This is a genomic window from Nocardia sp. NPDC003979 (assembly GCF_053605015.1).
Genome location: NZ_JBSGIJ010000003.1, coordinates 384,896 through 410,104, shown reverse-complemented (window position 1 = coordinate 410,104; position 25,209 = coordinate 384,896). Strand labels below are relative to the sequence as shown.

The 25,209-nt window shown below is 66.8% G+C and carries 27 protein-coding genes; 16 read left to right on the top strand and 11 right to left on the bottom strand.

What is annotated here, in order from left to right; genetic code table 11:
* Positions 1-76: 76 nt before the first annotated feature.
* The 3 genes from lpdA to ACWEVR_RS08720 all read left to right on the top strand — a co-directional run bounded on the left by lpdA (position 77) and on the right by ACWEVR_RS08720 (position 3,065).
* Positions 77-1,480 (top strand): dihydrolipoyl dehydrogenase, encoded by a 1,404-nt coding sequence (lpdA, locus tag ACWEVR_RS08730; protein WP_357393971.1) that lies wholly within the window; start codon positions 77-79, stop codon positions 1,478-1,480.
* 432 nt (positions 1,481-1,912) lie between these two features.
* Entirely contained in the window at positions 1,913-2,227 is a 315-nt protein-coding gene (locus ACWEVR_RS08725; protein WP_225278427.1) for a L,D-transpeptidase, read from the top strand.
* A 139-nt stretch (positions 2,228-2,366) separates the two neighbouring features.
* The gene (locus ACWEVR_RS08720; protein WP_452466389.1) at positions 2,367-3,065 is read left to right on the top strand and encodes a polysaccharide deacetylase family protein; all 699 of its coding nucleotides are present in this window, start codon (positions 2,367-2,369) and stop codon (positions 3,063-3,065) included.
* Here ACWEVR_RS08720 and ACWEVR_RS08715 read toward each other — a convergent pair.
* Positions 3,062-3,451 carry a winged helix-turn-helix transcriptional regulator gene (locus ACWEVR_RS08715; RefSeq protein WP_452466388.1) on the bottom strand — a complete coding sequence of 130 codons (390 nt, stop codon included), beginning with the start codon at positions 3,449-3,451 and terminating at the stop codon, positions 3,062-3,064. The two genes, ACWEVR_RS08720 and ACWEVR_RS08715, sit on opposite strands and share 4 nt — an antisense overlap.
* A gap of 91 nt (positions 3,452-3,542) precedes the next feature.
* Here ACWEVR_RS08715 and ACWEVR_RS08710 point away from each other — a divergent pair, with 91 nt between their 5' ends.
* Both ACWEVR_RS08710 and ACWEVR_RS08705 read left to right on the top strand, forming a co-directional pair.
* Entirely contained in the window at positions 3,543-4,376 is an 834-nt protein-coding gene (locus ACWEVR_RS08710; protein WP_452466532.1) for an NmrA family NAD(P)-binding protein, read from the top strand.
* 157 nt (positions 4,377-4,533) lie between these two features.
* Complete coding sequence (locus tag ACWEVR_RS08705; RefSeq protein ID WP_452466387.1) at positions 4,534-4,917, top strand: DoxX family protein; 384 nt, start codon at positions 4,534-4,536, stop codon at positions 4,915-4,917.
* Here ACWEVR_RS08705 and ACWEVR_RS08700 read toward each other — a convergent pair whose 3' ends face one another.
* Together ACWEVR_RS08700 and ACWEVR_RS08695 are read right to left on the bottom strand one after the other, a co-directional pair.
* Positions 4,918-5,295, bottom strand: a complete 378-nt coding sequence (locus ACWEVR_RS08700) for a VOC family protein (protein WP_067484693.1) — start codon at positions 5,293-5,295, stop codon at positions 4,918-4,920.
* An 82-nt stretch (positions 5,296-5,377) separates the two neighbouring features.
* Positions 5,378-5,929 (bottom strand): carboxymuconolactone decarboxylase family protein, encoded by a 552-nt coding sequence (locus ACWEVR_RS08695; protein ID WP_452466386.1) that lies wholly within the window; start codon positions 5,927-5,929, stop codon positions 5,378-5,380.
* Positions 5,930-6,115: 186 nt separating this feature from the next.
* Here ACWEVR_RS08695 and ACWEVR_RS08690 point away from each other — a divergent pair, with 186 nt between their 5' ends.
* The gene (locus ACWEVR_RS08690) at positions 6,116-6,997 is read left to right on the top strand and encodes an NERD domain-containing protein (RefSeq protein ID WP_452466385.1); all 882 of its coding nucleotides are present in this window, start codon (positions 6,116-6,118) and stop codon (positions 6,995-6,997) included.
* Between the two features lie 82 nt (positions 6,998-7,079).
* Here ACWEVR_RS08690 and ACWEVR_RS08685 read toward each other — a convergent pair whose 3' ends face one another.
* The 6 genes from ACWEVR_RS08685 to urtA all read right to left on the bottom strand — a co-directional run bounded on the left by ACWEVR_RS08685 (position 7,080) and on the right by urtA (position 12,673).
* Complete coding sequence (locus tag ACWEVR_RS08685) at positions 7,080-7,784, bottom strand: GntR family transcriptional regulator (protein WP_452466384.1); 705 nt, start codon at positions 7,782-7,784, stop codon at positions 7,080-7,082.
* A gap of 14 nt (positions 7,785-7,798) precedes the next feature.
* Complete coding sequence (gene urtE, locus ACWEVR_RS08680) at positions 7,799-8,491, bottom strand: urea ABC transporter ATP-binding subunit UrtE (protein ID WP_067641975.1); 693 nt, start codon at positions 8,489-8,491, stop codon at positions 7,799-7,801.
* Complete coding sequence (gene urtD / locus ACWEVR_RS08675) at positions 8,484-9,290, bottom strand: urea ABC transporter ATP-binding protein UrtD (protein WP_452466383.1); 807 nt, start codon at positions 9,288-9,290, stop codon at positions 8,484-8,486. The genes urtE and urtD overlap by 8 nt, the downstream gene beginning before the upstream one ends.
* Complete coding sequence (gene urtC, locus ACWEVR_RS08670; RefSeq protein ID WP_067484714.1) at positions 9,287-10,399, bottom strand: urea ABC transporter permease subunit UrtC; 1,113 nt, start codon at positions 10,397-10,399, stop codon at positions 9,287-9,289. Before urtC ends, urtD begins: the two co-directional genes overlap by 4 nt.
* A 73-nt stretch (positions 10,400-10,472) precedes the next feature.
* A complete protein-coding gene (gene urtB / locus ACWEVR_RS08665; protein ID WP_452466382.1) occupies positions 10,473-11,357 on the bottom strand; it encodes an urea ABC transporter permease subunit UrtB in 885 nt (294 codons plus the stop codon).
* A gap of 65 nt (positions 11,358-11,422) precedes the next feature.
* On the bottom strand, positions 11,423-12,673 hold the full coding sequence (gene urtA, locus ACWEVR_RS08660) for an urea ABC transporter substrate-binding protein (protein WP_452466381.1): 1,251 nt from the start codon (positions 12,671-12,673) through the stop codon (positions 11,423-11,425).
* 319 nt (positions 12,674-12,992) lie between these two features.
* On the opposite strand from urtA, the gene ACWEVR_RS08655 reads away from it, so the two are divergent.
* Positions 12,993-14,822, top strand: a complete 1,830-nt coding sequence (locus ACWEVR_RS08655) for an acyl-CoA dehydrogenase (RefSeq protein WP_452466380.1) — start codon at positions 12,993-12,995, stop codon at positions 14,820-14,822.
* A gap of 3 nt (positions 14,823-14,825) precedes the next feature.
* On the opposite strand, the gene ramB is transcribed toward ACWEVR_RS08655, so the two are convergent.
* On the bottom strand, positions 14,826-16,232 hold the full coding sequence (gene ramB, locus ACWEVR_RS08650) for an acetate metabolism transcriptional regulator RamB (protein WP_452466379.1): 1,407 nt from the start codon (positions 16,230-16,232) through the stop codon (positions 14,826-14,828).
* A 94-nt stretch (positions 16,233-16,326) separates the two neighbouring features.
* Between ramB and ACWEVR_RS08645 the strand changes: the two genes are divergently transcribed.
* The 5 genes from ACWEVR_RS08645 (at position 16,327) to ACWEVR_RS08625 (ending at position 20,436) form a co-directional block, all read left to right on the top strand.
* Complete coding sequence (locus tag ACWEVR_RS08645) at positions 16,327-17,832, top strand: ATP-dependent DNA ligase (protein ID WP_452466378.1); 1,506 nt, start codon at positions 16,327-16,329, stop codon at positions 17,830-17,832.
* A 63-nt stretch (positions 17,833-17,895) separates the two neighbouring features.
* Complete coding sequence (locus ACWEVR_RS08640; protein WP_357150260.1) at positions 17,896-19,059, top strand: inorganic phosphate transporter; 1,164 nt, start codon at positions 17,896-17,898, stop codon at positions 19,057-19,059.
* A gap of 12 nt (positions 19,060-19,071) precedes the next feature.
* Positions 19,072-19,353, top strand: coding sequence for a hypothetical protein (locus tag ACWEVR_RS08635; RefSeq protein WP_067641967.1), 282 nt, complete (start codon positions 19,072-19,074; stop codon positions 19,351-19,353).
* 10 nt (positions 19,354-19,363) lie between these two features.
* Positions 19,364-19,702 carry a DUF3349 domain-containing protein gene (locus ACWEVR_RS08630; protein WP_067979280.1) on the top strand — a complete coding sequence of 113 codons (339 nt, stop codon included), beginning with the start codon at positions 19,364-19,366 and terminating at the stop codon, positions 19,700-19,702.
* 74 nt (positions 19,703-19,776) lie between these two features.
* Positions 19,777-20,436, top strand: coding sequence for a TetR/AcrR family transcriptional regulator (locus tag ACWEVR_RS08625; RefSeq protein ID WP_067484741.1), 660 nt, complete (start codon positions 19,777-19,779; stop codon positions 20,434-20,436).
* A 56-nt stretch (positions 20,437-20,492) separates the two neighbouring features.
* Here ACWEVR_RS08625 and ACWEVR_RS08620 read toward each other — a convergent pair whose 3' ends face one another.
* Positions 20,493-21,506 carry an alpha/beta hydrolase gene (locus ACWEVR_RS08620; protein WP_067641965.1) on the bottom strand — a complete coding sequence of 338 codons (1,014 nt, stop codon included), beginning with the start codon at positions 21,504-21,506 and terminating at the stop codon, positions 20,493-20,495.
* A 227-nt stretch (positions 21,507-21,733) separates the two neighbouring features.
* On the opposite strand from ACWEVR_RS08620, the gene ACWEVR_RS08615 reads away from it, so the two are divergent.
* The 4 genes from ACWEVR_RS08615 to ACWEVR_RS08600 are packed head-to-tail and all read left to right on the top strand — an operon-like array spanning position 21,734 to position 25,204.
* Complete coding sequence (locus ACWEVR_RS08615) at positions 21,734-22,498, top strand: ABC transporter ATP-binding protein (RefSeq protein ID WP_452466377.1); 765 nt, start codon at positions 21,734-21,736, stop codon at positions 22,496-22,498.
* On the top strand, positions 22,495-23,301 hold the full coding sequence (locus ACWEVR_RS08610; protein ID WP_452466376.1) for an ABC transporter permease: 807 nt from the start codon (positions 22,495-22,497) through the stop codon (positions 23,299-23,301). The genes ACWEVR_RS08615 and ACWEVR_RS08610 overlap by 4 nt, the downstream gene beginning before the upstream one ends.
* Positions 23,298-24,092 (top strand): ABC transporter permease, encoded by a 795-nt coding sequence (locus ACWEVR_RS08605; protein WP_452466375.1) that lies wholly within the window; start codon positions 23,298-23,300, stop codon positions 24,090-24,092. Before ACWEVR_RS08610 ends, ACWEVR_RS08605 begins: the two co-directional genes overlap by 4 nt.
* A gap of 53 nt (positions 24,093-24,145) precedes the next feature.
* The gene (locus ACWEVR_RS08600) at positions 24,146-25,204 is read left to right on the top strand and encodes an ABC transporter substrate-binding protein (protein ID WP_452466374.1); all 1,059 of its coding nucleotides are present in this window, start codon (positions 24,146-24,148) and stop codon (positions 25,202-25,204) included.
* Positions 25,205-25,209 lie beyond the last annotated feature (5 nt).

Below are 25,209 nucleotides of genomic sequence, written 5' to 3'. Positions count from 1 at the left end.
GAGCTCAGGCGAGCGCATCTCACCGAAGTGGGGGACGGGTGGGTGAACTCCCCGAAACAGAGTTAGGCTCGGTGACGTGACTTCCCACTACGATGTCGTCGTTCTCGGCGCTGGTCCCGGCGGATATGTCGCCGCGATCCGTGCCGCTCAACTCGGCCTGCGAACAGCGATTGTCGAGCAGAAATACTGGGGTGGCGTGTGCCTGAACGTGGGCTGCATCCCGTCCAAGGCACTGCTGCGCAACGCCGAACTGGCCCACATTTTCCACAAGGAAGCCAAGACCTTCGGCATCTCCGGTGAGGTCAGCTTCGACTTCGGCGCCGCCTTCGACCGCAGCCGCAAGGTGGCCGACGGTCGCGTCAAGGGCGTGCACTTCCTGATGAAGAAGAACAAGATCGACGAGTTCGACGGTCTCGGCACCTTCACCGGCCCGAACTCGCTCGATGTCGCCCTCACCAAGGGCGGCAACGAGACGATCTCGTTCGACAACGTCATCATCGCCACCGGCACCACGACCAAGCTGCTGCCCGGCACCCAGCTGTCGGAGAACGTGGTCACCTACGAGGAGCAGATCCTCACCCGCGACCTGCCGGGCTCGATCCTCATCGTCGGCGCGGGCGCCATCGGCATGGAGTTCGCCTACGTCCTGAAGAACTACGGCGTCGACGTGCGGATCGTCGAATTCCTCGACCGGGCCCTGCCCAACGAGGACGTCGACGTCTCCAAGGAGATCACCAAGCAGTACAAGAAGCTCGGCATCACCATCACCACCGGTGCGGCCGTGCAGTCGATCGACGACGACGGCTCCAAGGTCACCGTCCAGATCAAGGACAACAAGTCCGGCAACGTCGAGACCGTCACCGTCGACAAGGTGCTGCAGGCCGTCGGCTTCGCGCCGCGGGTGGAGGGCTACGGCCTCGAGACCACCGGCGTCGAGCTCACCGATCGCGGCGCCATCGCGATCGACGACTACATGCGCACCAACGTGGGGCACATCTACGCCATCGGTGACGTCACCGCCAAGCTGCAGCTGGCCCACGTGGCCGAAGCGCAGGGCGTGGTCGCGGCCGAGACCATCGGCGGCGCCGAGACGATGCCGCTGGGCGATTACCGGATGATGCCGCGCGCCACCTTCTGCCAGCCGCAGGTCGCCAGCTTCGGCCTCACCGAGCAGCAGGCGCGCGACGAGGGCTACGACGTGAAGGTGGCGACCTTCCCGTTCACCGCCAACGGCAAGGCCCACGGCCTGGCCGACCCGACCGGCTTCGTGAAGCTGATCGCCGACAACACGCACGGCGAACTCATCGGGGGCCACCTCATCGGCCCCGATGTCTCCGAGTTGCTGCCGGAGCTCACGCTGGCCCAGAAGTGGGACCTCACGGTCAACGAGCTGGCCCGCAACGTGCACACCCACCCGACGCTCAGTGAGGCGTTGCAGGAAGCGATCCATGGCCTCGCCGGCCATATGATCAACTTCTGAGTAGCGGATACCGAGGGGCGGTTCGCGCAGCGGCCGCCCCTCGCTCGTGCCCGGAACTACCGGGTTTCTATTTCTTTTCGGCCAAATCGCGGAGTTTGATTTGGTGAATCTTCTTTTGTGGTCGATGATGCGTTAGCACCTTCTGGTGGTTGTTCCTGGCTCGTGTTCGAACTGTTCGTGTTCCATGAGATGGTCCCCTCGCCCCGGTCGACTCGCGGGTGGCGGGCACGGTTGAGAGGCAACTGAGAACCCATGAGCAAGCGCATTCTCGGATGGATGGCACGTGTGGCGGCTCTGGTCGCGGCGGCTGGATCGGTTGCCGTGGCTCCCGCAGCGGCGGAACCTCTTTTCCCTGGTGGACCCGATATTCCGGGTGTCCCCTCCGTGATTCCGACGGCGTCGCCCTGCCCGGTGGTCGAGGCGAGGGCGTGCATGCGGCTGTCGACGAACGAGGCATGGCTGGTCGACAACGGGCGGGTGGTCTTCGGGCCGACACCGATCTCGCACGGAATGGCGGGCTTCGAAACTCCGCCCGCGGTGACCCGCATTTCCTTCAAGCGGGAATTCCACTGGAGCACCATGCACGACGCCCCGATGCGGTGGGCGACATTCTTCAACGGCGACATGGCATTCCACGTCGGCCCGGTCACCTCGAAGTCCCACGGTTGCGTCCGCATGACCGAAGACGGCGCCCACCGCTTCTTCGACTACCTGAACCCCGGGGACATCACCCAAGTCATTCCGTAAGCGCATCCCCGTGACTCGGGTACGCGGGGACTGCGGACGCGGCAAGCTTTTGGATGTGGTCGCGTCCGCTCGTCCCCGGTGAGTTACCCATGTTCTCGCCTTGGGTCGTCGGCGCGAGGTATCTGCGGTATACACCACTATGCGCAAATGGTTGACCGGTGGGGCGGCGGTGCTCGTTGTGGCTGTCGCGGTGGTGGCGGGGCTTTATGTGCTGATGAATTCGCGCACCTACCAGCTCACCGGCGAACTCGTGCACCGCGTCGAAACCCAGGACAAGGTCGTCGCGCTCACCTTCGACGACGGACCGACCGAGCGCACGCCGGAAATCCTGCGCACGCTGGCCGAATTGCAGGTGCCCGCCACGTTCTATCTCGTCGGTGACGATCTCGCCGCGCGTCCCGAATTCGGGCAGGCGATCGCGGCGGCGGGGCACGAAATCGGCAATCACACCTACACCCATCGCCGCATGGTGCTGGTTTCGGGTGACACCGTGCGTGACGAGATCGAACGCACCGACACCGAGATCCGCCGCACCGGCTATCAGGGACCGATCACCTTCCGCCCGCCCTACGGCAAGAAGCTCTACGGGCTGCCGAAATACCTCGCCGACCACGACCGCACCACGGTGACCTGGGATGTCGAACCCGATTCGGCGGGCGGCGTCGACCGTGACACCGTGCTCGCCACGACCCTCGAACAGACCCGGCCCGGTTCCATCGTGCTGCTGCACGTCATGCACGGCACCGAATCGGCGGCCGCCCTGCCGGGCATCGTCACCGGCTTGCGCGCACAGGGATACCGGTTCGTCACCGTCTCCGAACTGCTGGCGAAGAACTAGCCGTTGCCGCGGTAGCTGGAGCGTGCCGCCTGCACCGTGCCGATATTGGTCTCGAGGACCTCGATCAGCGCGTGCAGCCGGTCGGCCACCTGCGCGCCCAGCTCGGTGAGCGTGTACTCCACCCGCGGCGGAATGGCCTCGAGGACTTCGCGGTGCACCATGCCGTCACGCTCGAGGGCCTGCAGGGTCTGCGACAGCATGCGCTCGCTCACCCCGTCGACTCGCCTGCGTAGCGCGCTGAACCGGAACGGGCCTTCCCGCAGCGCCACCAGGGCGAGCACGCCCCACCGGCTCGCGACGTTCTGCAGCACCGACCTGGACGCGCAGTCGCGCGCGAAGACGTCGGCTTCCAGCGTCTGATCTTCGTCGAGGTGCTGCTCACTCATACCCGCGATCTTACCCTCCTTGACGACAGCGCCTACTGAATGCATAGTGCTTACTAATAGTTAGTACATGTCGATCAGTTCGGAGGAAGTCATGACTGTTGCGGTGGCCGGAGCGAGTGGACAGCTGGGCAGGCTCGTCGTCGAAGCATTGGTGGCGGCGGGTGAGCGGCCGGTGGCGATCGTGCGTGATCCGTCGAAGGTGGCCGATCTCGATGTCGAAGTACGCCGGGCGTCCTATGACGACGCGGCAGCACTCGATGCCGCGCTGGTCGGTGTCGACCGGTTGCTGCTCATCTCGGGCAACGAGTTCGGCGCGCGAGTCGCCCAGCACACCACCGTGATTCGAGCGGCCGAACGCGCGGGCGTCGAGCTGCTGGCCTACACGAGCATTCCGCAGGCCGAGGTGAACCCGATGATCCTTGCCGCCGAACATCGCGGCACCGAAGAGGTGCTCGCGGGTGCGTCGGTGCCGACGGTGCTGCTGCGCAACAGCTGGTATTGGGAGAACTACAGCCAGGCCGCGGAGCACGCCGCGCAGACCGGCGTGCTGCACGGCGCGATGGGCGAGGGTCGCGTCTCGGGTGCGGCCCGAGCCGACTATGCCGAGGCCGCCGCCCGCGTCCTCACCGGCGACGGGCACGCGGGCCGCGTCTACGAGCTGGGTGGCGACGAGGCCCTGTCCGGCCCCGACCTGGCAGCCGCGATCGGTGCCGCCACCGGCGCGACCGTGCGCTACGAGAACCTGCCGACCAGCGAATACGCGGCCACCCTGCACGCCGCGGGCGTGGACGAGCAGTTCGCCACGGTCCTCGCCGACTCGGACGCGGGCATCGCCAAGGGCTTCCTCGAGGTGCGCACCGGCGACCTCACCAAGCTCCTCGGCCGCCCGGCCACCCCGGCAGCCTCGGTCTTCGCGCCCGCCTGAGCCCCGGTCTCCGAGGTTCCGTCGGCTTCGACCTGATCCTGAGCGGTCCCCGCCCGGCAATCCGAGTGCCGACGGGGACCGGTTCGAAGGTGACGGTGTCCCGCGGCGGCCCGAGTGCCCGGTGACGACCCCGGTTCGCACCGCTACAGTGCGGAGCGTGGCTCATAAAACTCCCCGTCGACGCGCGCACACCTACCTGAGCGGTTTGTTGTTCGTGGTCGGTGTCCTGCATTTCGTCGCGCCGAAGCTGTTCGACGGCATCGTTCCCAAGCAGTTGCCCGGCGAACCCCGGGCCTACACGTACGGCTCCGGGGTCGCCGAGCTCGGGGTCGCGACGGCGCTGGTGGTGCCGAAGACCAGGCGGTTCGGCGGGTGGCTGGCTGCGGGCCTGTTCGTCGCCGTCTTCCCCGCCAATGTGCAGATGACCGTCGACGTGCTGGGCAATCCCAAGTCCTCGCCCGCTTTCAAGGCCGGGGTGATCGCGCGGTTGCCGCTGCAGATTCCGCTGATCGTGGCCGCGTTGCGCGTCGCGCGCCGCTGATCACACCCACTGCACGAGCTGGATGACCACCCCGTTGGGGTCGGTCATCTGGAAGTAGCGCTCGCCCCATTCCTCGGTTTCGATGGGCGTCTCGATCGGGACGCCCGCGCCGCGCAACCGCTCGTATTCGCTGTCGATGTCGTCGACCACGAACACGACGAGCACACCCTCGCCCGCGCTGCCCGCGATGCGCGCCGGCTTGAACGACTTCAAGCCGGTGCGCAGGTAGATGACGTCCATGCCCGCGTCGGGCCGCCCGACGCTGACGAACCCGTCGGCCGCCATGTTCTCGGTGAAACCGAGGTGGTCGACGAGGAACTGGGCCGACGCCTGCGGGTCGTCCACATTGAGCGAGACGGCGGAAGCGGTGATCTGCATGAGCTCTCCTCGGTGACATTACTCCGTACTTTGTACGCTTTTAGTCTGCGAAGAATGGCCAAGCATCGCTCTATGAGCTGGATCACACCTTGAAGGTGTCGCGTTCGATCCGCAGCGTGGTGATGGTCGACGCCAGGCCCTCGTACTGGTTGACGAGCAACACGATCTCGATGAGCAACCGCTCGTCGTAGTGCGCGGCCAGCTCCGACCACGCCGCGTCGTCGATATCGCGGGTGGTCACCAGCCGGTCGGTCGCGGTGAGCAGCGCCCGCTGACGTGGCGTCCACCCCTCCGCCTCGGGACCCGCCGCCACCCGGTCCACCTCGACCGCCGTGAGTCCTGCCTTGCGCCCGAGCCTGCGATGATGGTCGGCCTCGTAACCGCAGTCGCGCAGATGCGCCACCCGCAGAATCACCAATTCGGCCTCCGCGCGCGGCAATCGCCCACCGGGCATGAGCTTGCCGGAGAAATGCAGCCAACCCCGGAACAGCCCACGCGTGCGACCGAGGGTGCTGAAAAGGTGGGCGTCCGCCGTGCCGGCCGCGCGAGAAAGTACCTGCCAGACAACCCAGTTGATCGGTCCGAGTTCACCCAACCGGCCGGGGGAAATGCGTGGTAGGGGCGTTGCGGCCATCGTCGTCCACCTCGTCTTATCGCTCGGTTCCGTCGGAATCGACAGCGTACTCGGCGGTACGCGCGCACGGTGGCGAGTCGGTTTTTCTTTGGTTTCCAGTGGTTTTCGGAACAGTTGCGCGTCATGATTTGGGTACCGCAGCGCGCAGCGGCGGTGAGGTCGCAGCAGTGGTAGGGGAACATCGCAATGCTGGTTCGGATCAGGCCGGGCGCGGAACTCACCGGCGCCGAGCGGGAGTTCGTCGAATGCCTGAGCGCCTATCCGAGCCCGGGGCTCGCCCTGATCGACCCACAGGTGGGGGATCGGCGCCTGGACGCGGTGGTGGTGACGCCACGGGGGATCACGGTGCTCGACGTGTTGGGATTCCGGCGACGGCAGAGCGGTTTGCTTGCCATGTCGCGCACGGGGGCGTGGACGATCAGTGACAGTCCGCTGGAGTTGGAGGCCGAACCGTCGAGCGGGCTGACCGACCGGCTCGAACATGGTGTGCACGCGGTGCGGGTGGCGCTGGACCACGCGCTGCAGGAGAGCAGGCATGTGTGCGGCGCGGTGGTACTCGTGCCGTACCGGGGTGTGGTGGTTCGACCGGCGCGCACCGCCTTACGTCCGGGCCTCGACGTGCTGGTCGCCAATACCGTCGACGCGCACGAACTACGCGTCTACCTGGAGAACTTCTCGGTCGGCCCGCGCGAATGGACCGTCGAGAGGGTGCTCAACACCTGCGCCGCCCTCGGCCTGGCCGACCTCGCCCCCACCCGTACCGAGCTCACCGACGACGGCTTCCCGGCCAAACGCCCCGATCCGGCACCGCGCGCCCCACGCCCCCGCCGTGTCGAACCGCCCGCCCCGCCGACCGAACCGGCCAAGGAGGGCAAACTGGCAGGTTTGATTGTGTTCGGACTGGCTGTGCTCGGCATGCTGATCGTGCTGGTGATGGTGATCCTCGCCCTGCTCACCGACTCACCGTCCCCACGAACGGTCTCCGACATCACCGAGTCGACCACCCCTGCCCCGGTCACTGTCACCCATCGTCCCGCCCACTGCTGGCCGTTCCAGTCCGACTGTTGACTCCCATCCGACACCGCTGCACCATCGTGGCTCGGGCCGAGTCATGACATGCCCGGCTGGCATCGACATCGCGACGCAACTGTCAATCACGCACAGTCCCACCGAGTTTGGTGAAGGCGATAGCCTGCTCGGCCCGAGCCCGCACATGCACGCAGGATGCGGAGATGTGGGTGACGAGGGTGTGCATGGCACGCTCGCGGCGTCCGGCCAGTACGTGCTCGGCGATAGCGATGTGCTCGGCGGTGATCGCCGCGACCCGATCGGCGGTCGGCACATCCATCGTGCGCACCGGGCGCACCCGGACGTAGACGGCACTCAGCGCTTCGGCGAGGGCTGAATTGCCCGCTGCCCGAAGCAGTTCGATGTGGAACCGCTCATCGGCGGCGACCAGCTCGGGCCCCGGGCGGGGCGGCGTGTCCCTGAATTCCTGCCAGCGCGTGAGTTCCGTGCGAACGGCGGCCAGGTCGTGTCCGGCCGGGGCCTCCGCCGAACCAAGCACCAAACGTTGAAAACCGCGTGTCTCCAGCACCATTCGCAACTCGAACAACTCGTCGAGTTCCGCCAGCCGTGGCCGGTACAGGTACAGCCCCTCCGGATGACGCTGCACCAGCCCGTCGGCCTGCAACCGGGCCAGCGCCTCGCGCACCGGAGTGCGCGAGACGCCGTAGCGCCGGGCCAGCCGTTCGGCGCGCAACCGCTCGGCCGGTGCGAGCCGACCGGTCGCCAGGTCGTCACGCAGCGATTCGTACACGCGGTCGGCCAGCGAAACCCGCCCACCCCTGCCCATGACGCGACCTGCGTTCAGATCGCCATCGCCGCGCGCACAGCCGATTCCGCGCCCGCCCCGCCCGGTCCGGTGGAACCGACGTGCCCCGAGTGCAGCACGTAGTACTGCTGGGCGGCCTGCAACGCGAAACCGATGTGTTGCTCCACCAGCAGCACGCTCAACCCGCCGCGCTGCGTCAATTCGATGATGGTCCGCTCGATCTCGGCGACGACCGAGGGCTGGATGCCCTCGGTCGGTTCGTCGAGGATGAGCAGCTTCGGTTCGGTGATGAGGGCGCGGGCGATGGCGAGTTGCTGCCGCTGACCGCCCGAGAGCAGCCCGGCCTTGCGGGTGAGCAACTCGCGCAGGGCGGGGAACAGATCCAGCGATTCGTCGATCAGCGCCTTGCCGCGCTTGCGACCGTCGGCCACCACCTGCAGGTTCTCGGCTGTGGACAGCTGGGGAAAACTCTGCTGACCCTGCGGAACATAGGCGATGCCTCGTTTCACCCGTTGCGACGGCGAGAGCTTGCTGATCTTCTCGCCGTCGAAGGTGATGGTGCCCGACTTGGTCGGTAGCAGTCCGACGGCGGTGCGCAGCAGGGTGGTCTTGCCCGCCCCGTTGTGGCCCATGATCGCGACCACGCTGTCGTCGGGAACGGTCAGGCTCACGCCGTGGACCACTTCGGTGCGCCCGTATCCCGAACGGACCTCGTCTAGTTCAAGCATCGGCGGCTTCCTTGTCTGTGGTTGCCATGGCCGCGGTGCCGAGGTAGACCTCCTGCACGCGCGGGTCGGCCTGCACCTGTTCCACGCTGCCCTCGCTGAGCACCTTGCCGCCCGCGAGCACCGTCACCGAGGTGGCGAAGGACCGCATGAAGTCCATGTCGTGTTCCACGACCAGGACCACTCGGTCACTACCGATGCGGCGCAACAGGTTTCCCGTCTCCTCGCGTTCCTCCGCGCTCATGCCCGCGACGGGTTCGTCGAGCAGCAGCACCGAGGCGTTCTGCACCAGCAGCATGCCGATCTCGAGCCACTGCTTCTGCCCGTGCGCGAGCACACCGGCGGGCTTGTCGCGCAGCGCGGTGAGACCCGTCGTCTCCAAGGCCTCTTCGATGGCGGGCAGCACGGATTTGCGCGCACGCAGCAGCGACAGCGCCGAGCGGCCCGCACCCGCCGCGATGTCGAGATTCTGCAGCACCGTGAGCTGCTCGAACACACTCGCCGTCTGGAAGGTGCGCCCCACACCGAGCCGGGCGATCTGGTGCACCTTCTTGCCGAGCAGTTCGATACCCGACTTCTGCGCCGACCCGGTGGCCGGGACCAAGCCGGTGATGGCGTCGATCAGCGTCGTCTTGCCCGCACCGTTGGGTCCGATGAGGAACCGCAGGTCGCCCTGCAGCACCGTCAGGTCCACGTCGGTGACCGCCTTGAATCCGTCGAAACTCACCGAGAGACCACGGATTTCGAGGTAGTCGCTGTTCATGCCCGCATTGCCGCCGGGCTTGGGTTCGTGTGATGTCATCGGGCCAGCACCTTCTCCTCGGTGACCACGGCGGGTGTTTCCGGTTTGCGGCTCGCGCGCCATCCCTTGACCATCGGCCACAGTCCGGCGAGACCGGCGGGGATGAACCCGACGACCACGATGAACAGCACGCCCTGCAGATAGGTCCAGCCCGACGGGAACGACTCCGACAGCGAGGTCTGCGCCCAGGCGACACCGATCGCGCCGAGTACCGGACCGAGCAGGGTGGTGCGGCCACCGATGGCGACCCCGATCAGGAACGCGATCGACGGGACAACACCGATATCGGCGGGCGAGATGATGCCGACGATCGGCGTGAACAGCGCACCGGCGATACCGGCGAGGAACGCCGCGACCACGTACGCGACGATCTTGATATTCGCGGGGTCGTACCCGAGGAAACGCACCCGCTCCTCGGCGTCACGCACCGCGATCAGCAACTCGCCGTAGCGGCTGCGGTTGAGCTGACGGATCAGCGCGACCACCACGAGCAGCGTGCCCGCCGCGATGAAGAACAGCATCTGCCGGTTGGCCGGGTCCGAGAGGCGGAACCCGAAGAACGCCCGGAAGTCCGACAGCCCGGTGAAGCCGCCGATGGCTTGCTGACCGGTCAGCAGAATCGCCAGCGCCGCCGCGAGCGCCTGGCTCAGAATGGCGAAGTACGCGCCGCGCACCCGCCGCTTGAACACGCCGTACCCGAGCACGGCCGCGACCAGCGCGGGCAGCACGAGGATGGCCAGGATCGCGACCGACGCGGATTCGAACGGCTGCCAGAAGCCCGGCAGTTCACTGATCCCGGAGATCTCCATGAACTCCGGCACCTCGTTGCCCAGGCGCGCGGCGTCGGCGAGCTGCATGTGCATGGCCATGATGTAGGCGCCGATACCGAAGAACACACCCTGGCCGAGGGTGAGCATTCCGCCACGGCCCCAAGCCAAGCCGATGCCCGCCGCCACGATCGCGAAGCAGAGGAATTTGGCGAGCAGGTTCAGCCGGAAGTCGCTCAGCACCGCCGGGGCGACGGCGAACAGGATTATCGCCGCGACCGCGAACCCGGCCAGCGGAGTGAGCCGGGGATAGGCGCGTAGGCGTTCAGTCAGTGCGTTCATGACTGCGTCCTTTCGGGCATGATCGGGCGGCCTGCGTGGTTACGCTGCGCTGCCGCCTCCGGCCGCTGACCTCTCATGCCAAGCTCCTCGTCCGCACGGTGAACAGACCCTGCGGGCGGACCTGCAGGAAGATGACGATCAGCACGAACACGATCACCTTCGCGATCGACGCGGTGGTGGAGTATTCGATGAAGGAATTGAGCAGACCGAGCGCGAACGCCGCGATCACCGTGCCCTTGATCTGCCCGAGCCCACCGATCACCACCACGAGGAAGGCGTCGATCAGATAGCTCTGCCCGATGGTCGGGCTGGTCGAACCGATGAGTGTGAGCGCGACACCGGCCACACCCGCCAGGCCCGAGCCGATGAAGAACGTGCTGATATCGGTGAATCTGCTGGATATACCGCTGGTTTCGGCGAGACCACGGTTCTGTACGACCGCGCGGATACGGCGGCCCATCGGGGTCGTCTTGAGGACAGCGGCCAGCGCGGTCACCGCGACGATGGCGAGCACGAGAATGAAGATGCGCGTCTTGGGCACCACCGCACCGGCGATGGTGATTCCGCCACTCAGCCATTCGGGCACCAGCACGTTCTTGGCCGGCGCGCCGAAGATGTCGCGCGCGGCCTGCTGCAACACCAGGCCGACACCGAAGGTGACGAGCAGGGTGTCGAGCGGGCGGTCGTACATGTAGCGGATGAGCCCCATTTCCAGGACGGCACCGAGCAGGCCACCGATCAGGAAGCCGACGAGCAGTGAGACGGCCAGCGACACACCGGCCGAGGAGAAGACCTGCTGCACAACATAAGTGGTGTAGCAGCCGGCCATGATGAACTCGCCGTGCGCCATATTGATGACGCCCATCTGGCCGAAGGTCAGCGACAAACCGAGCGCGGCGAGCAGAAGAATGGATCCCAGGCTCAACCCTGTGAAGAGCTGGCCGATCAGCACGTCCATGGTGGTGGACTCCTAGCGAAAGCGGTGTGGGACGCGCGCGCGGCGCGTCCCACACCTGTCGGCTGTTACTTGAGGCCCTTGGCCCACTCGTAGGACTTCAGGTACGGGTCGGGCGTGATCGCCTTGCCGGAGTCCCACACCGTGTAGATCAGGCCGTCGGCGCGGATCTCACCGATGCGGGCGGTCTTGGTGATGTGATGGTTGGAGCCGTCGATGGTGACGGTGCCCTCGGGCGCCTCGAAGCTCACGCCGTCGGCCGCGGCCTGGATGTCGGCCACCGCGAACGACTTCGCCTTCTCCACCGTGTTCTTCCACAGGAACACCGAGGCGTACGCGGCTTCCATCGGATCGGAGGTCGGCTTGTCGGCGCCGAAGGCGGCCTTGTAGTCGGCGACGAACTTCTTGTTCGCCGGGGAATCGACGGTCTGGTAGTAGTTCCAGGCGGTCAGCTGACCGGCGAGGCGATCCGCGCCGATGCCCACGACCTCTTCCTCGGCGATCGACACCGAGACCACCGGCATCTCGGCGGCCTTGAGGCCCGCGTTGGAGTACTCACGGAAGAACGCCACGTTGGAGTCGCCGTTGAGGGTGTTGAACACCGCGCCCGCCTTGGCGGTGCGCACCTTGTTGACGATGGTGGAGAAGTCGGTGGAGCCGAGCGGGGTGTAGTCCTCGCCCTTGATCTCGATGCCGTTGGCGGCGGCGTAGGCCTTGATCTCGCGGTTGGCGGTCTGTGGGAAGACGTAGTCCGAACCGACCAGGTAGAGGGAGGTGATGCCCTTCTGCTTCAGGTAGTCCAGGGCCGGGACGATCTGCTGATTGGTGGTGGCGCCGGTGTAGAAGATGTTCTTGGAATCTTCCAGACCCTCGTACTGCACCGGGTAGTAGAGCAGCGAGTTCAGGCTCTCGAACTTGGGCTTCATGGCCTTGCGGCTCGACGAGGTCCAGCCGCCGAACACCGCGGCGACACAGTCGGAACTGATGAGCTTCTCGGCCTTCTCGGCGAAGGTCTTCGGGTCGGACGCGCCGTCCTCGGGGACGATCTCGATCTTCTTGCCGAGCACCCCGCCCGCCGCGTTGATCTGGTCGACCGCCAGCTTGGTCGAATTGGCAACGGTGACTTCGGAAATCGCCATCGTGCCCGAGAGCGAGTGCAGCGAACCGACCTTGATGGTGTCTTTGGTTGTGTCGACGCAGGACGCCGCGGTGGAACCGGTCGAGGCGTCGTCGCGGGCGCCGCAGCCGGTGAGCAACAGGCCGGCCAGGGCTACCGCCGTGGGGACGGCCAGTGCCCTGAGCACACGGGAATCAGACATGGGGCGTTCTCCTCATCAGGTGTAACGGCGGCGCACGCGCGCCACAACGAACACACCGCTGCCTGGCTGTACACCGGGTTGTATACAGCGGCTGTATTCGTGAGCGGAACAGTAGATGGAACATGTTGCAGCGGAATATCTCCCGATCACGTGCCCGTTTCGTCTGTTTCGTCCGTGTGAATTGTTCGGCGGGGAGCTACGGCGTGGCTACGGTTGCGTAGCCACGCGCCCGTGCGGCACGCTGGCGATTCGTACGACGTCGAACAGCCGGAATCTCGCGGCGCTCGGGCCGCGGGGTGGTCAGTCGAGGAGGAGCCCAGTGGGGCACTACAAGGCCAACGTGCGTGACATCGAATTCAATCTCTTCGAGGTACTCGGGCTCGACAAACTCCTCGACACCGGCGCCTACGGCGATCTGGACTCCGACACGGTGCGCCACATTCTCGACGAGGTGCGCAGGCTGGCCGAGGGCCCGATCGCGGAGACCTTCGCCGAGGCCGACCGCAACCCGGTCACCTACAACCCCGACACCTTCGACATCACCGTGCCCGAGCCGCTGCGCAAGACCGTGGCCGCCGTGCACGAGGCGCAGTGGTACCGGCTCGGCATGCCCGAGGGCATGGACGGCACGCCCGCGCCCAATGTGCTGCTGTGGGCCATCAACGAGCTCATCATCTGCGCCAACCCCTCGGCCAGCTTCTTCAATATGGGCCCGCTGATGGGCTCGGTGCTCTACGAGATCGGTACCGAGGAACAGAAGCGCTGGGCGCGTGGGGGTTTCGAGCGCGGCTGGCAGGGCACGATGGTGCTCACCGAACCGGACGCGGGCTCCGACGTCGGCGCGGGCCGCACCAAGGCGATCCCGCAGCCCGACGGGTCGTGGCATATCGAAGGGGTGAAGCGGTTCATCTCCGGTGGCGATGTGGGCGAGGCGGCCGAGAACATCTTCCACCTGGTGCTGGCCCGGCCCGAAGGCGCGGGGCCGGGTACCAAGGGTCTGTCGCTGTTCTATGTGCCGAAGTTCCTCTTCGACCCCGACACCATGGAGATCGGCGACCGCAACGGTGTGTACGTCACCGGGCTCGAGCACAAGATGGGCATCAAATCCTCGCCCACCTGCGAACTCACCTTCGGTGCCGCCGGTGTGCCCGCCAAGGGGTGGCTGGTCGGTGAGGTGCACAACGGGATCGCGCAGATGTTCAAGGTGATCGAGAACGCGCGCATGACCGTCGGCGTGAAGTCGTCGGGCACGTTGTCGACCGGGTATCTGAACGCGCTCGAATACGCCAAGACGCGGGTGCAGGGCGCGGATCTCACGCAGATGACCGACAAGACGGCGCCGCGCGTGACCATCACCCACCATCCCGACGTGCGCCGGTCGCTGGCCATGCAGAAGGCGTACGCGGAGGGGCTGCGGGCGGTGTACCTCTACACGGCCGCGCATCAGAACGTGGATGTGGCGCAGCTGGTTTCGGGTGCCGACCCGGAGATGGCGCACCGCATCGACGACCTGCTGCTGCCGATCGTCAAGGGTGTCGGCTCCGAGCGGGCGTATCAGCTGCTCACCGAATCGCTGCAGACCTTCGGCGGGTCCGGGTATCTGCAGGACTACCCGATCGAGCAGTACATCCGCGACGCGAAGATCGACTCGCTGTACGAGGGCACCACCGCCATCCAGGCCCAGGACTTCTTCTTCCGCAAGATCATTCGCGACGGGGGTGCCGCGATGGGCCACCTCAACGCCCAGATCACCGCGTTCCTTGCCAACGATTCCGGCCGCTTCGCCACCGAACGCGCCCTGCTGCGCACCGCCCAGTCCGACGTCGCCGCCATGGCCGCCACCCTCACCGGCTACGCCATGGCCGGCCAACAGGACCCGGCCGAGCTCTACAAGGTCGGCCTGGGCTCGGTCCGCTTCCTGATGGCCGTCGGCGACCTGCTCATCGGCTGGCGCCTGCTCGCCCAGGCCGAAATCGCCGCCGCCGCCCTCACCGGTGAATCCTCCGCCAAGGACCGCCCCTTCTACCAGGGCAAAGTAGCCGTAGCCTCCTTCTTCGCCAAGAACGTCCTCCCCGAACTCACCGCGACCCGCTCCATCCTGGCCGCCCTCGACACCGACATCATGGCCATCCCGGAAGAAGCCTTCTGAGCGCTACTTGATGAGGTAGGGGGAGACGGAGCTGCGGTGTTCGCTGATGTCGAGAGACTTGCCCAGTGGGGGGAAGGCACGTTGGGGGCAGTTGGAGCGGACGCAGACTCGGCAGCCCGCGCCGATGGGGGTGGCGGTGGCTTCGCCGAGGTCGATGCCGTCGGCGTAGACGACGCGGGAGGCGTGGCGGAGTTCGCAGCCGAGGCCGATGGCGAAGGTCTTGCTCGGCTGGCCGTAGCGGGTGGCGCGGCGTTCCACTGTGCGCGCGACCCAGAGGTATTTGCGGCCGTCGGGCATCTGGGCGATCTGGGTCATGATCTTGCCCGGATAGGCGAACGTCTCGTAGACGTTCCACAGCGGGCAGGTGCCGCCGCTGGCGGAGAAGTGGAAACCCGTGGCGGACTGGCGTTTCGACATGTTGCCCGCGCGGTCCACCCGGACGAAGGAGAACGGCACACCGCGCAGCGACGGGCGTTGCAGGGTGGACAGGCGGTGGCAGATGGTTTCGTAACTCTGCGAGAAGAACGCCGACAACCGTTCGATGTCGTACCGGAAGTCCTCGGCCACTTCGTGAAAGTGGGTGTAGGGCAACACGGTTGCCGCGGCGAAGTAGTTGGCGAGGCCGAGCATGGCCAGCTTGCGTGACGCGTCGGAGGCGAAATTGCCCTCCTCGACCAGCTTTTCGAGCAACCCGCCGCATTCCAGGTAGGCAAGTTCGGCGGCCAATTTGAAGGTGCGCTGCCCGCCGGACAGGTGCGGGGAGATCTCGAGCTGCTTGGTCTGCGGGTCGTAGGTGTGCAGCACGCCCTCGCCGAGGTCGATGCGCTCGCTGATCCGCACACCGTGCGAGCGAAGCAGCCGGGCGATCTCGGTGCTCACCTCGCCGCCGTGGAAGCGGATGCGGGCGGTGAGATCCTCTGCGGCGGTGTCCAACTCGTGGATGTAGTTCTGGCGCTGATAGAAGTAGTCGCGCACTTCCTCGTGCGGTTTGCTGATCGCGGCACTGCCGGAGCCGTCGGCGAAACGGTCCTCGGTGGCGGCGGCCAGCTGGGCGCTGGTGTTGCGGTACCGGTTGTGCATGGCGACCAGGGCCCGCGCCATCGACGGGTGCGCCGACACCATGTCGGCGATCTCCTTGGTGTCGGCCTCGATGCCCAGCTCGGCATCCATCACGACTTCCTGGAGTTCGGCGATGAGCCGGGTGTCGTCCTGGGCGGAGAAGAAGGTCGGGTCGACGCCGAAGACCTCGTTGATGCGGGTGAGCACCGGGACCGTCAGCGGCCGCACATCGTGCTCGATCTGGTTGAGGTAGCTGGCCGAGATCTCCAGTTTCTGGGCCAGCGTCACTTGGCTCAGCCCACGCTCGCTACGCAGCTGGCGCAGCCGCGCACCGACATAGGTTTTGGCCATATGTCCAGTTTATGGGCGGTTTCGCAGGGTTGCCAACCGGTTCTTAACAGCGTGTGCTGAGCGATGTGTCACACCGGCGCGCTACGGTCGAACGGTGCTGTTCAGCGATGTCGTCGCGACCTCGGAGCAGGTTCGGGCAACCCGGTCGCGCAAGGAGAAGACCGCCGCCCTCGCCGCGTTGCTCTCGGCCGCGGGCCCGGCGCAGATCGGTACCGTGGTCGCCTGGTTGTCGGGTGAACTAACCCAGGGCCGGATCGGTGTGGGGTGGCGAACGGTCACCGGGCTGGGCGCGGCGGCGAACGATCAGAACCGACTCACGGTCGAACAGGTCGACGACTACTTCACCCGGCTCAAGGGCGTGAGTTCCACCAACGGCCGCCGCGAAATACTCACCGAGCTGTTCACGACTGCGACCGAAGAGGAACAGTCCTTCCTGATCCGGCTGCTCACCGGCGAACTGCGCCAGGGCGCGCTCACCGCGCAGGTGGTGGAGGGCCTGGCCCGCTCCACCGGCATCGGCGTAGACGTGATCCGCCGCGCGCACATGCTGTCCGGGAACCTGCCCGCCACCGCGGTCGCCGCGATCACCGGCGGCGAGGATGCGCTGCGGGAGTTCCGGCTCGAGGTGGGCAGGCCGGTCGCGCCGATGCTCGCCTCCCCGGGCGGCTCGCTGGACGAGGCGCTGGCCGAACTCGGCCCGCAGGTGAGCGTCGAACACAAACTCGACGGCGCCCGCATCCAGGTGCACCGGGCGGGGGAGCAGGTGTGGGTGTTCACCCGCACCCTGCGCGACATCACCGCGGGCGTACCCGAACTGGTCGAACTGGTCCGTGGCCTGGACTGCACGAGCGTGGTGCTCGACGGCGAAACCCTCGCGCTCACCGACGCCGGTCGCCCGCGCCCGTTCCAGGAGACGATGAGCCGCTTCGCCACCATCGGCGACACGCGCGAACTGCTGCTGCACCCGTACTTCTTCGACTGCCTGCACCTGGACGGCCAAGACCTGCTCGACGAGCCCCTGCGCGTGCGCCGCACCGCACTGGACCGGGTGGCCGGACCACACGCCATCCCGGCACTGGTCGCGCCCGACGCCGAGGCGGCCGCCGAGTGCTACGACGACGCGCTCGCCGTCGGCAACGAGGGCGTGATGGTCAAGTCGCTCGAAGCGCCGTACGCGGCGGGGAGGCGCGGCAAGGCGTGGCAGAAGGTCAAACCCGCGCACACCCTCGACCTGCTGGTCATCGGTGCCGAATGGGGTTACGGCCGCCGCACGGGATTCCTGTCGAACCTGCACCTGGCCGCGCTCGACCCGGACACCGGCGAACCGGTGATGGTCGGCAAGACCTTCAAGGGCCTCACCGACGAACTGCTGCGCTGGCAGACCGAGGAATTCCCCCGGCACGCCACCCACCGCGACGCCCAGACGGTGTACCTGCGCCCGGATCTGGTGGTCGAGATCGCGCTCGACGGCGTGCAGACCAGCACCCGGTACCCCGGCGGCGTCGCCTTGCGTTTCGCCCGGGTGCTTCGATACCGCCCGGACAAGGAACCCGCCCAGGCGGACACCATCGAAACCGTGCGTGCGCTGGGCGGACGCTGACCCGCCACGACTTTCGGGGCAACACTGCGGCAATCCGCGACGGCCATACGACACACTGTCTGGGTGAGCGCCGAACTTGTGGTCCTGTTGATCGTCATCGTCACAGCTCTCGTCTTCGATTTCACCAACGGCTTCCACGACACGGCCAACGCCATGGCGACCTCCATCGCCACCGGTGCGTTGAAGCCGAAGACGGCCGTGGCGATCTCGGGTGCGCTGAATCTGATCGGCGCGTTCCTCTCGGTGGCCGTCGCCGCGACCGTCGCCAAGGGAATCGTGCGGCTCGACGAGGTGCAGGGCCAGGATCTGCTGGTGATCGTGTTCGCGGGGCTCGTCGGCGGCATCCTGTGGAATCTGTTCACCTGGTTGCTCGGTCTGCCGTCGAGTTCCTCGCACGCCCTGTTCGGCGGGCTGATCGGCGCCACGCTCGCCGCGCTCGGCTGGAGCGGCGTCATCTGGGTGTCGGGCACCGAGGGTGTGCTGGTGAAGATCGTGCTGCCCGCGGTGCTCGCGCCGGTGGTCGCCGCGCTGGTCGCCGCGATCGGCACCTACCTGGTGTACCGCATCACCCGTGGGGTGAGCCGGGACAAGACCGACGAGGGCTTCCGGTGGGGCCAGATCGGGTCGGCGTCGCTGGTCTCGCTCGCACACGGCACCAACGACGCGCAGAAGACGATGGGCGTCATCTTCCTCGCGCTGGTGGCCTACGGCTCGATCGACGCCGATGACCACATGCCGCTGTGGGTGATGGCCTCCTGTGCCTTCGCCATCGCGCTCGGCACCTACCTCGGCGGGTGGCGCATCATCCGGACCCTCGGCAAGGGTCTCGTCGAGATCGAGTCGCCGCAGGGCCTCGCGGCCGAATCCACGTCGGCGGCGATCATCCTCACCTCCGCGCACTTCGGGTTGCCGCTGTCGACCACGCAGACCGCGACCGGCGCCATCCTCGGCACCGGCATCGGTAAGGGCGCCGAGGTGCGCTGGGGGGTGATGGGCCGCATGGTTGTCGCATGGATGCTCACTCTGCCCGCGGCAGGCGTGGTCGGTGCGATCTGCTGGCTGGTGGCGCATCTGATCGGCGGGCTGGCCGGAGTGCTCGTGGTGTTCGCGATACTGGTGTTCGGAGCGCTGGCGATCTACCTGCGCTCGCGCCGCGACCCGGTCGACCACCACAACGTCAACGAGGAATGGGCTTCGGCCGAACCCGACCACCCGCGGCCGGAATAGGAGGACACCGGGATGCACACACTCTGGCTGAATCTGCGTGAACTGTGGGATGTGCTGATCGCCGCCCTCGTCCTCGGCGCGGGCGTGCCCGCCGTCTTCGCGTTCGCGGTGCGCTGGTGGGCCAACGGCGAAACGGTCGACGCCGACGGCCGGGTGCGGCGCAACCATCTCGCCCTGGCGGGCGCACTGATCTGCGTCGTTCTCATCGTCGTGCTGGTGATCTGCGGAATCCTGTTCACGGCAAAGGCTTTCATCGCGCACCAGTTCGGCATCCACCTGTTCGGACAATCCTGAGCGAGGACCAATGACCGACTCGTCATCCACCCCACCGGTACGGCCCGGCCTGATGTCGCGGGTACTCGGCTGGCTGCGCGCCGGCTACCCGCAGGGCATTCCGCAATCGGACTATGTCGCGCTGTTCGCGGTGCTGCACCGCAACCTCACCGATTACGAGGTGGTGGCCATCGGCGAACAGTTGATCGCGGCCAATCCGAACCGCGAATCCATCAGCCATGCCGAGATCGCGGCGGCTGTCGCCGATTTCGCGAAACAGCAGCCCGCCGCCGAGGACGTGTCGCGGGTGGCCTCGCACCTGGCGGCCGGTGGCTGGCCGCTGGCCGAACCGATCGACGACTCCGAGTAATTCACCGTGTGCCAATAGAATTGGTGGCTGACGATTCCGCCGGATTCGTGCCGTTCGCGCGCTAGCATGCACGGGTGGTACGGCGTGCGGCAGAAGTCGAGAGTGGTCGAAGTTATGGTGGATTGTCGCGCGAGCAGCGAATTGCCCTACGCCGGAGCCGTTTGACCGACGCGGCGCTGGAATTGTTCGGAACCCGTGGTTATTCGTCGACCTCGATCGAACGATTGTGTGCCACTGCGAATGTGTCCACGCGCAGTTTCTACGAAGACATCGGCAGCCGCGAAGCGCTGCTGATCGCGCTGGTCGACCGGCTCAATTCCGCCGCGCTGCAACGACTCGACGAAGCCCTCGACCGCACCCGTGAACAGCCGCTCGTGGTGCGCGTGGTGGAGAGTTTCCGCGCGTTTCTCTCGGTGACCTGCCGGGATCGGCGGGCCGCACGGGTTTTCTATGTGGAGATCGTCGGGGTGAGCCCGGCGGTGGAGGAATGGCGTCGCGCGCAGCGGCGTTCGATTTCGGCGCTGCTCACCCGCGAGGCACAACGCGCCGCCGAACGCGGTGAGGCGCCCTCGCGCAGTTTTCACCTGTTCACGCTCGCGCTGATCGGCGCGGTCACCTCGCTCGCCCAGGAAATGGTGCACGCCACCGTGCCGGGCGACGCGATCTCGGTCGACGAGATCTGCGACCAGATCGCCTACTTCATCCGTTCCGGCCTGCCCGCGCGCACGGCCTGAGAAACGAGAACGGGAGGCGCCCGAAGGACGCCTCCCGTTTCGACACTTACCGCGAATCAGATACCCATACCCTGGGCGAGCAGCGGCCACGAATCGTGCAGCGCCTGCTCCCAGTAGGGCCAGTAGTGGGTGCCCATCGGGGTGAACTGGTAAGTCGCCGGGATGTTCAGCGAATCCAGCTTGGCCTTCAGGTTCTGGCTGCAGGCGTTGGTCGCCGCCTCGATGCCGACACCGAGGCCGAGGTTGATCGCACCCATCGGGCCGGGGGCGTTGCTGAGGTAGTACTCGACGTCGGCGTTGGACGGCATGCCGCTACCGCTGGAGATGTAGAGGTTGGTGCCGCGCAGCTTCTCGGCGTTGATGACCGGGTCGTTCTCCACCCAGGCCGGATCGTTGTCGGCGCCGTACATGTTGGCGGTCTTGCCGCCCGCCCAGGTCTCCACCGAGAACTTGACGGCCTGCTTGCCCAGCGGGTCGGCGATCTGCGCGCAACCGCTGTAGGCGGCCACCGACTTGAACAGGCCCGGCTTGGCCTCGGCCAGCTGCAGCACCGAGGTGCCGGAGGTGGACAGGCCGGCCAGCGCGTTCAGGCCGGTCGAGTTGAGGGTGCTGTCGAGCAGCGGCGGGAGCTCTTCGGTGAAGAAGGTCTTCCACTTGTTCAGACCCAGCTTGGGGTCTTCCTGCTTCCAGTCGGTGTAGTAGCTGCCGCGACCACCGATGGGCTGGATGACATTGACCTGCTTGTCGGCGAGGAACCCGAGCGCGTTGGTCTGCGCGGCCCAGCTCGCGGTGCCCTCACCGGCGTCGAGGCCGTTGAGCATGTAGAAGTTGGGCGCGGGCTGCGACTCGTCGACGGGGCGCTGCACGTCGATGGTGATGTCTTTCTTCATCGCCGCCGAGTACACCTTCAGGTGCCAGGTGCGTCCTTCCTTGACGACCGAGGTCACCGAGGAGGCCTTCTCCGGCTCGGCCGAGGCGCCACCGGCGAGCGCCGCCACCGACATGGCGGCGGTCAGGGCCACGGCCGTCGTGCGCAGCGCGGCGACATTTCGTAGTGCAGAAAGTTTCATCGAACAGTCGGTTCCAGTCCACGGGCCGTGTCGGCGCCGTCATCGCAGTTGGTCCCCGCGCACCGGGTATACGCCCGGTGGCGACGAGGCTGTCAGATCCTCCGGTATCTTATGTCCTCCCCGAGAGTGAAACTGTTACGAGTCCCAATCTGTGGACTTAACGGTCGCGCAATAACCGCCGGTGAATCGGAAATATCGGGGAAACCGGGCGCTCTTAGGGTGACGCCATGGGTATAGAGGTCAGCGGATTATCCAAGTCGTTCCGGGTGGGGCGCGACACCGTGCACGCTTTGGATTCGGTCGACCTGCACACCGCCGACGGCGCGTTCCTGTCGTTGCTCGGGCCGTCGGGCTGTGGGAAGTCGACCGTGCTGCGGATCCTGGCCGGCCTCGACGAACCGAGCGCGGGGACCGCGCGGATCAACGGCCAGACCCCGGCGCAGTTGCGCGGTTCACACGAGCTGGGGATCGCGTTCCAGGATTCGGCGCTGCTGCCGTGGCGCAGTGTCGTGTCGAATATCGCGCTGCCTTTGCAGGTGGCGGGGCTGCCCGTGGACCGGGAGCGGATCGCGGAACTGGTCGCGCTGGTCGGGCTGGAGGGGTTCGAGAAGGCCAAGCCCGCGCAGTTGTCGGGTGGGATGCGTCAGCGGGTATCCATCGCCCGGGCGCTGGTGGTCGAACCGTCGGTGCTGCTGCTCGACGAACCGTTCGGCGCGCTGGACGACATGACCCGACAGCGGCTGAACCTGGAACTGCTGCGGATCTGGACCGAGAAGCCCGCGACGACGCTGATGGTGACCCACGGCATCGGCGAGGCGGTGTTCCTGTCCGATGTGGTCGCGGTGCTGAGCCCGCGACCGGGCCGGGCGCTCGAACTGGTCGAGATCGACCTACCGCGGCCTCGCACGCCGGAGATGATGCGCACGCCCGAATTCCACAAGCTGCACGACTACCTGTCGGAGCTGCTGTTCGGGCGGGCGGGTGTGGCATGACGACCTCGGTTACCGGCGTGCGCTCGGCGCTGGGTGGGCGCCTGTGGGTCGGTGGTGCGCGGTTCGCCGGCGCGCTCGGTGTGACGGCGTTGATCGTGTGCTGGTGGGTGCTCGCCGCCGCGGGCGTCGCGGGGGGAACGGTGCCGACGCCGTGGCAGGTGCTCTCGACCATGTGGTCGGACGGGTGGGCGCTGTACGGGCCGAACTTCCAGGTCACCGCGGGTGGTGCGCTGCGCGGCTTCCTCTGGGGCAACGCCCTCGCGATCGGGATCGCGGTGACGATCATGCTGGTGCCGCGCGTCGAACCGCTGGCCACCCAGCTCGCCATTCTGAGTTACTGCACGCCGCTGGTCGCGCTCGGTCCGATCATCCTCGTGGTGTTCGGCGGGCGCACGCCGACGGTGTTCCTGGCCGCGATGTACTGCTTCTTCACCACGATGGTCGGCGCGGTGAGCGGGTTGCGCTCGGCCGACCCGGCGAGCCTGGACCTGGTGCGCGCCTACGGCGGCGGCCGATGGCAGCAGCTCTACCGCGTGCAAGCCGTTGCGGCACTGCCGAATACGTTCGCCGCGTTGAAGATCGCGGCGCCGTCGGCGGTGCTCGGCGCGATCATCGGTGAGTACCTCGGCGGTGTGGACAGCGGGATCGGGGTGGCGCTCACCGCGGCGCAGACCGCCTACAACGTGCCGCGCACCTGGGGGATGGCCTTGGCCGCAGCGGCTCTGGCCGGGCTCGGCTATGTGCTGATCGCGTTGCTGGCCCGGGTGGTCGCGCCGTGGACGAGTGCGGAGGAGAAACGATGACGGTGCTGCGCGGCCTCGGCCGGTTCCTGTTCCCGCTGGTCACCTCGCTGCTTCTGCTGCTCGTGATCTGGACGTTGTTCCTTCGGGCGTTCCCGCAGATCGGCCCGCGGGTCGGCAAGACGCCCTCGGACATCTGGGCCTACCTGGTCACCTCGCCGGGTGCGCCGACGGCCCGGCAGGCGATCCTCGACGATCTCGCGATCACCCTGGCCGATGCCGCCGTCGGGTTCACCGTCGGCATGGTCGGTGCGATGGGAGTCGCGGCGCTGTTCGTGCTGTATTCAGCTGTGCGACAGACCTTCATGCCGGTGGCGATGCTGCTGCGGTCGGTGCCGTTGGTGGCGCTGAGCCCCATCGTGGTGCTGGTGTTCGGCCGTGGGACGACGGGCGTGACGGTGCTGACGGCCATCGTCGTGTTCTTTCCCGCGCTGGTCATGATCATGACCGGCCTGCGTGAAGCACCGAGGCAGGCAATGGAATTGGTGACGGTATACGGCGGCTCGCGGTGGACCGGGCTGCGGATGGTCGCGGTGCCCGCCGCGCTGCCGTCGATCTTCGCCGCCGCGCGAGTATCGGTGCCCGGCGCCCTGATCGGTGCGCTGCTCGGTGAATGGCTCGGCAGCGGAACAGGTTTGGGTGCCGCCCTGGTTCGCGCCATTCCGATGTTCCAGTACAACCGACTGTGGGCATCGATCGTGGTCGTCACCGTGGTGTCGGTGCTGCTGTACGCGCTGGTCGGGGTGATCGAGAACCTGGTGCTCGCCCGATTTGGGGTAAGGCGGAAAGAATAGTCGCGGAACCTGGCGGCAAAGAAAACGAAACGCGGCGAATCTAGCGTCTGCGTATGAACAGTATCGACCGCCGTAGTTTCCTTCGCTTTTCCGCGCTCACCGGCGCCGCTATCGGCGGTGCGAGCGTGCTCGCCGCCTGCGGGGGTGGTTCGGCGACTTCCGGTTCCACCGACGACGGCTCGAAATACGGCAAGGTCGCGGTGCAGTTGTCCTGGATCAAGAACATCGAATTCGCGGGCGAGTATTTCGCCGATTCGCGCGGGTATTTCAAGGAAGCGGGATTCGGAACGGTAGATCTCATCGCGGGTGGTGCGGCGAGTACCTCCGTCGAGGCCGGTCTCGACACCGGGAAGGTATGGATCGGCCTGTCGGCCCCGCAGACCACCGCGCCCGCCGTGCTGGAGGGTTTGCCCGCCAAGATCGTCGGCGCCACGTACCAGAAGAACCCCTTCGCGATCGTCAGCGCCGCGGGCAAGCCGATCAAATCCCCGGCGGAGATGAAGGGCCGCAAGATCGGTGTGCAGGACACCAACCAGCTCATCTTCAGCGCCCTGCTGGCCGCCAACGGCATCGCCCCCGGCGAGGTGACCGTGGTACCCGCCCAGTTCGACCCGACCCCGCTGGCCAACGGCGAGGTGGACGGCTGGGTGAGCTACGTGACCAACGAGCCGATCACCTTGGCCGCCAAAGGTTTCGCCAACGACCACTTCCTCTTCGCCGACTTCGGCCTACCGCTGGTGGCCGAGACCCTGACCGTCGCCCAGTCGACCATCGACAACGAACGCGACAAGCTCAAAGCCTTCCTCGCCGCCCAGATCAAGGGCTGGAAGGACGCCGTCGCCGACCCCGCCGAGTCGGCCCGCCTGGCGGTCGAGGTCTACGGCAAGGACCTCGAACTCTCCCTCGACGAACAGATCAAGGAGGCCACCGCCCAGAACGACCTGGTCGTCTCGGCCGCCACCCGCACCGACGGCCTGCTCACCATGTCCGACGCCCTGATCGAGCAGAACATCGCCGCCCTGCGCACTGCCGAGATCGACATCAAGGCAGACCAGCTCTTCGACCTGTCGATCCTCCGCGAGATCTACGCGGAGAACCCCTCCCTCAAATAGGTCGC

Excerpts from the sequence above, each read along its gene's own strand:
- ACWEVR_RS08620 (WP_067641965.1), bottom strand. The coding sequence starts at position 21,506 with ATGAAACTTTCTGCACTACGAAATGTCGCCGCGCTGCGCACGACGGCC.
- ACWEVR_RS08685 (WP_452466384.1), bottom strand. The coding sequence starts at position 7,784 with ATGGGCAGGGGTGGGCGGGTTTCGCTGGCCGACCGCGTGTACGAATCG.
- ACWEVR_RS08700 (WP_067484693.1), bottom strand. The coding sequence starts at position 5,295 with ATGCAGATCACCGCTTCCGCCGTCTCGCTCAATGTGGACGACCCGCAG.
- ACWEVR_RS08610 (WP_452466376.1), top strand. The coding sequence starts at position 22,495 with ATGACGACCTCGGTTACCGGCGTGCGCTCGGCGCTGGGTGGGCGCCTG.
- ACWEVR_RS08695 (WP_452466386.1), bottom strand. The coding sequence starts at position 5,929 with ATGGCCGCAACGCCCCTACCACGCATTTCCCCCGGCCGGTTGGGTGAA.
- ACWEVR_RS08605 (WP_452466375.1), top strand. The coding sequence starts at position 23,298 with ATGACGGTGCTGCGCGGCCTCGGCCGGTTCCTGTTCCCGCTGGTCACC.
- urtD (WP_452466383.1), bottom strand. The coding sequence starts at position 9,290 with ATGACATCACACGAACCCAAGCCCGGCGGCAATGCGGGCATGAACAGC.
- ACWEVR_RS08635 (WP_067641967.1), top strand. The coding sequence starts at position 19,072 with ATGCACACACTCTGGCTGAATCTGCGTGAACTGTGGGATGTGCTGATC.
- ACWEVR_RS08715 (WP_452466388.1), bottom strand. The coding sequence starts at position 3,451 with ATGAGTGAGCAGCACCTCGACGAAGATCAGACGCTGGAAGCCGACGTC.
- ACWEVR_RS08630 (WP_067979280.1), top strand. The coding sequence starts at position 19,364 with ATGACCGACTCGTCATCCACCCCACCGGTACGGCCCGGCCTGATGTCG.
- ACWEVR_RS08690 (WP_452466385.1), top strand. The coding sequence starts at position 6,116 with ATGCTGGTTCGGATCAGGCCGGGCGCGGAACTCACCGGCGCCGAGCGG.
- urtB (WP_452466382.1), bottom strand. The coding sequence starts at position 11,357 with ATGGACGTGCTGATCGGCCAGCTCTTCACAGGGTTGAGCCTGGGATCC.
- ACWEVR_RS08600 (WP_452466374.1), top strand. The coding sequence starts at position 24,146 with ATGAACAGTATCGACCGCCGTAGTTTCCTTCGCTTTTCCGCGCTCACC.
- ACWEVR_RS08710 (WP_452466532.1), top strand. The coding sequence starts at position 3,543 with ATGACTGTTGCGGTGGCCGGAGCGAGTGGACAGCTGGGCAGGCTCGTC.
- urtC (WP_067484714.1), bottom strand. The coding sequence starts at position 10,399 with ATGAACGCACTGACTGAACGCCTACGCGCCTATCCCCGGCTCACTCCG.
- ramB (WP_452466379.1), bottom strand. The coding sequence starts at position 16,232 with ATGGCCAAAACCTATGTCGGTGCGCGGCTGCGCCAGCTGCGTAGCGAG.
- ACWEVR_RS08725 (WP_225278427.1), top strand. The coding sequence starts at position 1,913 with ATGCGGCTGTCGACGAACGAGGCATGGCTGGTCGACAACGGGCGGGTG.
- ACWEVR_RS08720 (WP_452466389.1), top strand. The coding sequence starts at position 2,367 with ATGCGCAAATGGTTGACCGGTGGGGCGGCGGTGCTCGTTGTGGCTGTC.
- ACWEVR_RS08615 (WP_452466377.1), top strand. The coding sequence starts at position 21,734 with ATGGGTATAGAGGTCAGCGGATTATCCAAGTCGTTCCGGGTGGGGCGC.
- urtA (WP_452466381.1), bottom strand. The coding sequence starts at position 12,673 with ATGTCTGATTCCCGTGTGCTCAGGGCACTGGCCGTCCCCACGGCGGTA.
- urtE (WP_067641975.1), bottom strand. The coding sequence starts at position 8,491 with ATGCTTGAACTAGACGAGGTCCGTTCGGGATACGGGCGCACCGAAGTG.